The 6,000-nt window shown below is 55.1% G+C and carries 5 protein-coding genes; 4 read left to right on the top strand and 1 reads right to left on the bottom strand.

From position 1 onward, the window contains the following. Positions 1 to 371: 371 nt before the first annotated feature. Positions 372 to 2,675 (top strand): GH92 family glycosyl hydrolase, encoded by a 2,304-nt coding sequence (locus EU557_RS21105; RefSeq protein ID WP_135532455.1) that lies wholly within the window; start codon positions 372 to 374, stop codon positions 2,673 to 2,675. Positions 2,676 to 2,752: 77 nt separating this feature from the next. Here the strand turns inward: EU557_RS21105 and EU557_RS21100 are convergent, their stop codons facing one another. After that, positions 2,753 to 3,229 (bottom strand): DUF4293 domain-containing protein, encoded by a 477-nt coding sequence (locus EU557_RS21100; RefSeq protein ID WP_135532454.1) that lies wholly within the window; start codon positions 3,227 to 3,229, stop codon positions 2,753 to 2,755. Positions 3,230 to 3,323: 94 nt separating this feature from the next. Here EU557_RS21100 and EU557_RS21095 point away from each other — a divergent pair, with 94 nt between their 5' ends. The 3 genes from EU557_RS21095 (at position 3,324) to truA (ending at position 5,972) form a co-directional block, all read left to right on the top strand. Continuing rightward, entirely contained in the window at positions 3,324 to 4,523 is a 1,200-nt protein-coding gene (locus EU557_RS21095; RefSeq protein ID WP_135532453.1) for a thiolase family protein, read from the top strand. 73 nt (positions 4,524 to 4,596) lie between these two features. After that, complete coding sequence (locus tag EU557_RS21090; RefSeq protein ID WP_210116100.1) at positions 4,597 to 5,136, top strand: GNAT family N-acetyltransferase; 540 nt, start codon at positions 4,597 to 4,599, stop codon at positions 5,134 to 5,136. A 44-nt stretch (positions 5,137 to 5,180) separates the two neighbouring features. Continuing rightward, complete coding sequence (gene truA, locus EU557_RS21085; protein WP_135532452.1) at positions 5,181 to 5,972, top strand: tRNA pseudouridine(38-40) synthase TruA; 792 nt, start codon at positions 5,181 to 5,183, stop codon at positions 5,970 to 5,972. The last annotated feature ends 28 nt before the right edge of the window (positions 5,973 to 6,000 follow it).

Genomic DNA, 6,000 nt, shown 5'->3' with positions numbered 1-6,000 from the left:
CGGGGGATGCGCCGCTGAGAGGAGGAGCGGCTCAGTTGCGTTTTCGGCCCTTCCTATTCCGGAGCTTACAGGAATAGAGCAAGGCGCTACCCAAGCAGAGGCCTGGCACTCACTGTGCTAGGCCTCTTCGCGTTTGTAGTACTTGGTAGTTAGGCTAACATTGGTAGTTAGGCTAACACTTCTCCAGCTGCTTGGGTGGTAAAGATAAAAGTGGCCTAGCATATGATCCAGTAGGGCCTATGCTACTCAAGTCTTCTTGTATGAGAATCAGCGTTGCCATTTAATACTAACTGGTCAGCACTTTATCATTTGATAAGCTCTAGCATTTGTACATTGCCCGCTGAAGCATTCTAACGATTGATAAAACGTTTATGCAAAGAGTATTTGCAGTATTGCTAGCAGTCCTCTCTTTAAGCGGAAACGCGCAAAATAAAGGGGCGGAGAATCTTGTTCAGTATGCGCATCCAATTGTAGGGACGCAGAAGATGGGGCACACCTTCCCAGGAGCAACCGTGCCCTTTGGAGCAGTGCAGCTAAGCCCTGATACAGATACACTCAGCTATGAACAGGATGGTAAGTACAATCCTGATGTGTATAAGTATTGTGCGGGTTATCAGTACGAGGATAAAACGATTGTAGGGTTCAGTCATACCCACTTTAGCGGTACCGGGCACTCAGATCTAGGGGACTTCCTCATCATGCCTACCACTGGGCCTTTGCAGCTCAACCCAGGTACAACTGCTAAACCCCAGAGTGGTTACCGCTCTGTATTCTCCCATAATTCAGAAGTAGCAGAACCGGCTTACTATAAGGTGAAGCTGGACGACCATAACATCTTGGCAGAGCTGACGGCTACAAACCGAGTTGGCTTTCATCAGTACACGTTTCCTAAGTCAGATCAGGCGCATATCATTCTGGATCTGATGGCGGGTATCTATAACTACCCGGATAAGAACGTCTGGACGTTCGTGCGGGTAGAAAATGACTCGCTGGTTACTGGGTACAGGCAGACGAATGGTTGGGCTCGTACGCGCACTGTTTACTTCGCTCTGCAGTTCTCGAAGCCCTTCCGGCAGTATGGCAGCCGGAAGTATGATAAGAAGCAGGCCTACCGCGGTTTCTGGGGACGGTTTGACCAGACGAAAAACTTTCCTGATCTGGGCGGTGAGCAACTGCGGATGTATTTTGATTTCAACACCACAGAGGGAGAGAAGATTAAGCTAAAGTTTGCGCTGTCGCCGGTGAGTACGGAGGGAGCATTGCAGAACTTACGAACGGAGGCGCCGGGCTGGAATTTTGACCAGATCAAGCAGCAAGGGCAGCAGCAGTGGCAGCAGGAGTTAAGCAAAGTGGTAGTGCAGGCTCCGAAGCGGGAAGACAAGGACAACTTCTATACGGCCCTCTATCATGCATTCCTCAGCCCAACCACTTATATGGACGTGGACGGGCAGTACAGAGGCCTAGATCAGAATACGCACAAGGCAGAAGGCTTCACGAACTACACTACGTTTTCGCTCTGGGACACGTACCGGGCGCTGCACCCACTATTCAACATTGTGCAGCCGAAGCGAAATGCGGACATGGCGCAGTCGATGCTGGCGCACTTTCAGCAGAGTGCCGAGCACATGCTGCCGGTATGGTCGCATTACGCAAATGAAAACTGGTGTATGATTGGCTACCACAGCGTGCCGGTTATCACGGATGCCATTGTGAAGGGCAACGCTCCCTTTGATGCTAACAAAGCCCTTGATGCCTGTGTGACGACGGCACGACAGCAGTGGTATGATGGCATAGGCCTATACACGAAGCTAGGCTATGTGCCGGAAGACAAGAGCGGCTCATCGGTGTCGAAGACGCTGGAGTACGCCTATGATGACTGGTGCATTGCTCAGGCTGCGCAGAAGCTGGGTCGGCAGGACATCTATCAGGAGTTCAGTAAGCGGGCTAGCAACTGGCAAAACGTGTATGATGCCAGTATTGGGTTTATGCGGCCTCGAATGAGTGACGGCAGTTTCCGGAAGGAGTTTGATGTGCTGAGCACCAACAACCAGGGCTTCATTGAAGGCAATGCTTGGAACTACAGTCTATATGTACCGCAGGACCCTGCTAAGCTCATTCAACTGATGGGAGGGAACAAGCGCTTTGTGCCGCACCTGGATTCGCTCTTTACCATGCACCTGCCGGACAAGTTCTTTGCTGAGACGGAGGACATTACTCGCGACGGTATCATTGGCAACTACGTACATGGCAATGAGCCAGCACACCACGCGGCCTACCTCTACAACTGGACGGATCAGCCCTGGAAGACACAGGAGCGCGTGCGCATGATTCTCAAGCGCATGTACCACCCCACCCCAGATGGCCTAGGCGGCAACGACGACTGCGGGCAGATGAGCGCCTGGTATATCTTTAGTGCCCTGGGGTTCTACCCCGTGGCGCCGGGCTCCGAAGACTATGCCATTGGCAGCCCTGCGGTGCAGAGCGCTACGCTACGGCTGGAGAACGGCAAGACCTTCACCATCCAGACCAAGAACCAAAGCGACAAAAATGTATACGTGAAGCAGATGACGCTGAACGGCAAGCCTCTCACGCGGCCCTTCCTGAAGCACAGCGACATTATGCAGGGGGGTGAGCTGGTCTTTACCATGACCTCTAGGCCAGTAGTGAATAAGTAACTGACGCTGCTAGGCCATTACTAATAAAAAAAGGCTCCCACTTGGGTGGGAGCCTTTTTAACGGGAAATATGTCTGCTTAACGGAGCCGATCCATGCTGCGGACCAGTTGCTCGTCGCGGCGGATGAAGCGGTTGGCGAGCAGGTTCAGGAGCAGGGCCAGGGTAGGGAGGTAGAAGCCGGCCTGAAAGGTGCCGGGCATCTTCACGTTGAGCATTTGCTCGCCTAAACTGGAGAAGTAGAAGCCGGCGCCAATGGTGGCCACAATCAGCAGGAAGTTGACCATGCCCAGCTTGAGCTGCGTGAAGCGGTTGCGGAATTGAAAGATTTCGAAGAGAGCAACCAGGGTAGAGGCAGCGGCCAGCGCGGCTATCGGCCAAGTGCTCATTGAGACGGACATACCCGCATCAGTGTTTTCGTAGGCCAGTTGGAAGGCGGTCATTACCAGCGTTTGACCGCTTACCGGATCGGTTTTGCTCCAGATCGGCAGGAACAATACGCTCAACATTGCCAAGGAGAGCAGCAGCAGAAATACGCTTTGGATTCTTTGTATCATCTTTGTGTTTTGACAGTTCAGACTACGATTCTCCCCGCCTGCGCGGGCTGGCAAAAGTAGCCAACAACGACCGGAATAACTGCATTATAAGCCAATGCCAACCGCATACATCGTGGACGCTGTCCGCACCCCTATTGCCAAATTTGGTGGCGCCCTAAGCAGCGTGCGCCCCGACGATTTAGCCGCGCACGTCCTGCGTGAGTTATTACGCCGTAACCCCTCTCTGGATAAAGCAGCTATTGAAGACGTAATTATCGGAGCGGCCAACCAAGCCGGCGAAGATAACCGCAACGTAGCCCGTATGGCCGCGCTGTTGGCAGGGCTACCCATTACGGTGCCTGGCGTTACGGTAAACCGTCTCTGTGCCTCGGGCTTGCAGAGCATCATGGATGCCTCGCGAGCTATTAAGGCGGGCGAAGGCGACATCTATCTGGCTGGTGGAGCCGAGAGCATGACCCGAGCCCCCTTCGTAATGGCCAAGTCATCGACGGCATTTGCCCGCGACTTCATGGCCCACGACACTACGTTGGGCTGGCGCTTCGTGAACCCCAAGCTCTCGAAGATGCACCACCCCTATGCTATGGGCGAAACAGCCGAGAACGTGGCTCTTAAGTACGGCATCACCCGCGAAGAGCAAGATGCCTTTGCTTTCAGCACCCAGCAGAAATACCAGCGGGCGTTTGAGAAAGGTAGGTTCCGGAAGGAAATCGCGCCAGTTTTTGTGCCGCAGCCCAAGGGCGACACTGCACTGTTTGACCAAGACGAGCCCCCACGTTTGTCGAGCATGGAGAAGCTGGCGTCGATCCGACCGGCTTTCCAAGTGGATGGTACCGTGACGGCGGGTAACTCGGCGGGCATCAATGATGGTGCTGCGGCTGTTATCGTGGTGAGCGAGGAGGCCTTGAAGAAGTATAATCTGAAGCCTATGGCGCGGGTTGTTGCGTCGGCCGTGGCGGGTGTTGATCCAGCGTATATGGGCCTAGGCCCTGTGCCAGCCACCCAGAAGGTGCTGCAGCGCGCCGGCCTAACCCTGCAGGACATGGACCTGATCGAGTTGAATGAGGCCTTCGCAGCTCAGAGTATTGCTTGCATTCGTGACCTGAACCTCGATCCTAGCAAAATAAACGTGAATGGTGGCTCTATTGCCATTGGGCACCCGCTGGGAGCCAGTGGTGCACGCATCACCGCTACCCTGCTCCATGAAATGCAGCGCCGTGAGGGTGTGCGCTATGGCCTAGCCACCATGTGCGTAGGCGTAGGCCAGGGAGCTGCCGTGATTTACGAGAAGATATAATACTTCCGCGCAGTTGGGTGGTGTACCAGATAACGCTAGGCTACTCAACTGCGCGGTTTATGTAGTGCTTGCCATGATGAGCCCATTGCTGAAGCCTACGCTGGAACTACCAATACCTGGTGCCCGCCTACGGCCCTGGCGGTTCTCTGATGCGGCGGCGCTGGCTCGGTTTGCTAATGACCGCGCCATCTGGCAAAACCTGCGCGACACATTTCCCCATCCCTATACCACCCAGGATGCCGAGTTCTTTCTGGCGTTGGTAGCAGATAACCAGCGTGACCTATATCTGGCCATTGAGCTTGATGGCCTAGCCGTGGGAAGCATTGGGGTGCACTTCAAGACAGATGTTCGGAGGCGCTCGGCGGAAGTCGGTTACTGGCTGGCTCAGGAGCAGTGGGGGAAGGGCTTGGCTACGGCGGCCACCAAGGCGGTTTCGGAATATGTATTGGCACGGTTTGATGTGTGCCGCCTGTACGCCGTAGTGTTTGAAACCAATACCGCCTCGGCGCGGGTACTGATAAAATCTGGCTACGAACTGGAGGCCCGTATGCGGCGTAGCATTACCAAAGCAGGAAAAACGCTCGACTCATTACTCTATGCGCTGGTCGTGTAGGCCACTTGATGGAGCGTTCCGCTGTCTTATCTAACTTTTTTCACTTGCGTTACTTTCTCCACCTGGCCTACGATGGCACCCAGTATCACGGCTGGCAGCACCAACCCAATACCGTAACGGTGCAACGGGAACTGGACCGCTGCCTCTCGCAGGTGCTCCGGCAACCCGTATACTCGTTGGGTAGTGGCCGGACTGATTCGGGAGTACACGCCAGCCATCAGGTAGCGCACTTTGATGCGGAGCTGCCCGATACGCTGGACCTGGAGACATTGCTCTACCGCCTGAACCGGGCCTTGCCGCGCGATATTCGGGCCCAGGCGGTGCACCCCGTGCCCGACCAAGCCCACGCCCGCTACGATGCCAAGCACCGCACCTACGAGTACCATGTGCGGCTAGTGCCCGACCCGTTCAGCCCAAACTTTTCTCTCTACCTCGACCGCGCCCCCGATGTAGCTGCTATGAACCAAGCGGCTGCCATGCTACTGGGTACGCATGATTTCACGAGCTTTTCAAAAGTGAAAGGCAGTGAGAAGCACTACATGTGCACGTGCGTAGAGGCCGGCTGGCACGAGGTACCGGGTGGCCTAGTGTTCCGGATTCGGGCCAACCGCTTTGTGCGCGGCATGGTTCGCCTGGTGGTAGGCACGCTGCTGACCGTGGGGCGGGGAAAGATGACGCCGGAAGAATTTGGGCAAGTCTTTACCTCACTTAACCGCGTACATGCAAGCGGGGCCGCTTTGGCCAACGGCTTGTTTCTGTGCCGCGTAGAGTACCCAGCAGAGCTAGTGGCCGGTGTAGACCTACCGAAGGGGTTACCGTATTTCTCGAAAGTCTAATAGTACTGCCCTGGCGTCGACTGTCCGG

The organism is Hymenobacter wooponensis, assembly GCF_004745865.1.
GTDB classification, from domain to species: domain Bacteria; phylum Bacteroidota; class Bacteroidia; order Cytophagales; family Hymenobacteraceae; genus Hymenobacter; species Hymenobacter wooponensis.
This window is presented reverse-complemented; position numbering and strand designations above follow the sequence as displayed.

Coding starts and splice junctions, on each gene's coding strand:
- EU557_RS21100 (WP_135532454.1), bottom strand. CDS start 3,229: ATGATACAAAGAATCCAAAGCGTATTTCTGCTGCTGCTCTCCTTGGCA.
- EU557_RS21095 (WP_135532453.1), top strand. CDS start 3,324: ATGCCAACCGCATACATCGTGGACGCTGTCCGCACCCCTATTGCCAAA.
- EU557_RS21090 (WP_210116100.1), top strand. CDS start 4,597: ATGATGAGCCCATTGCTGAAGCCTACGCTGGAACTACCAATACCTGGT.
- EU557_RS21105 (WP_135532455.1), top strand. CDS start 372: ATGCAAAGAGTATTTGCAGTATTGCTAGCAGTCCTCTCTTTAAGCGGA.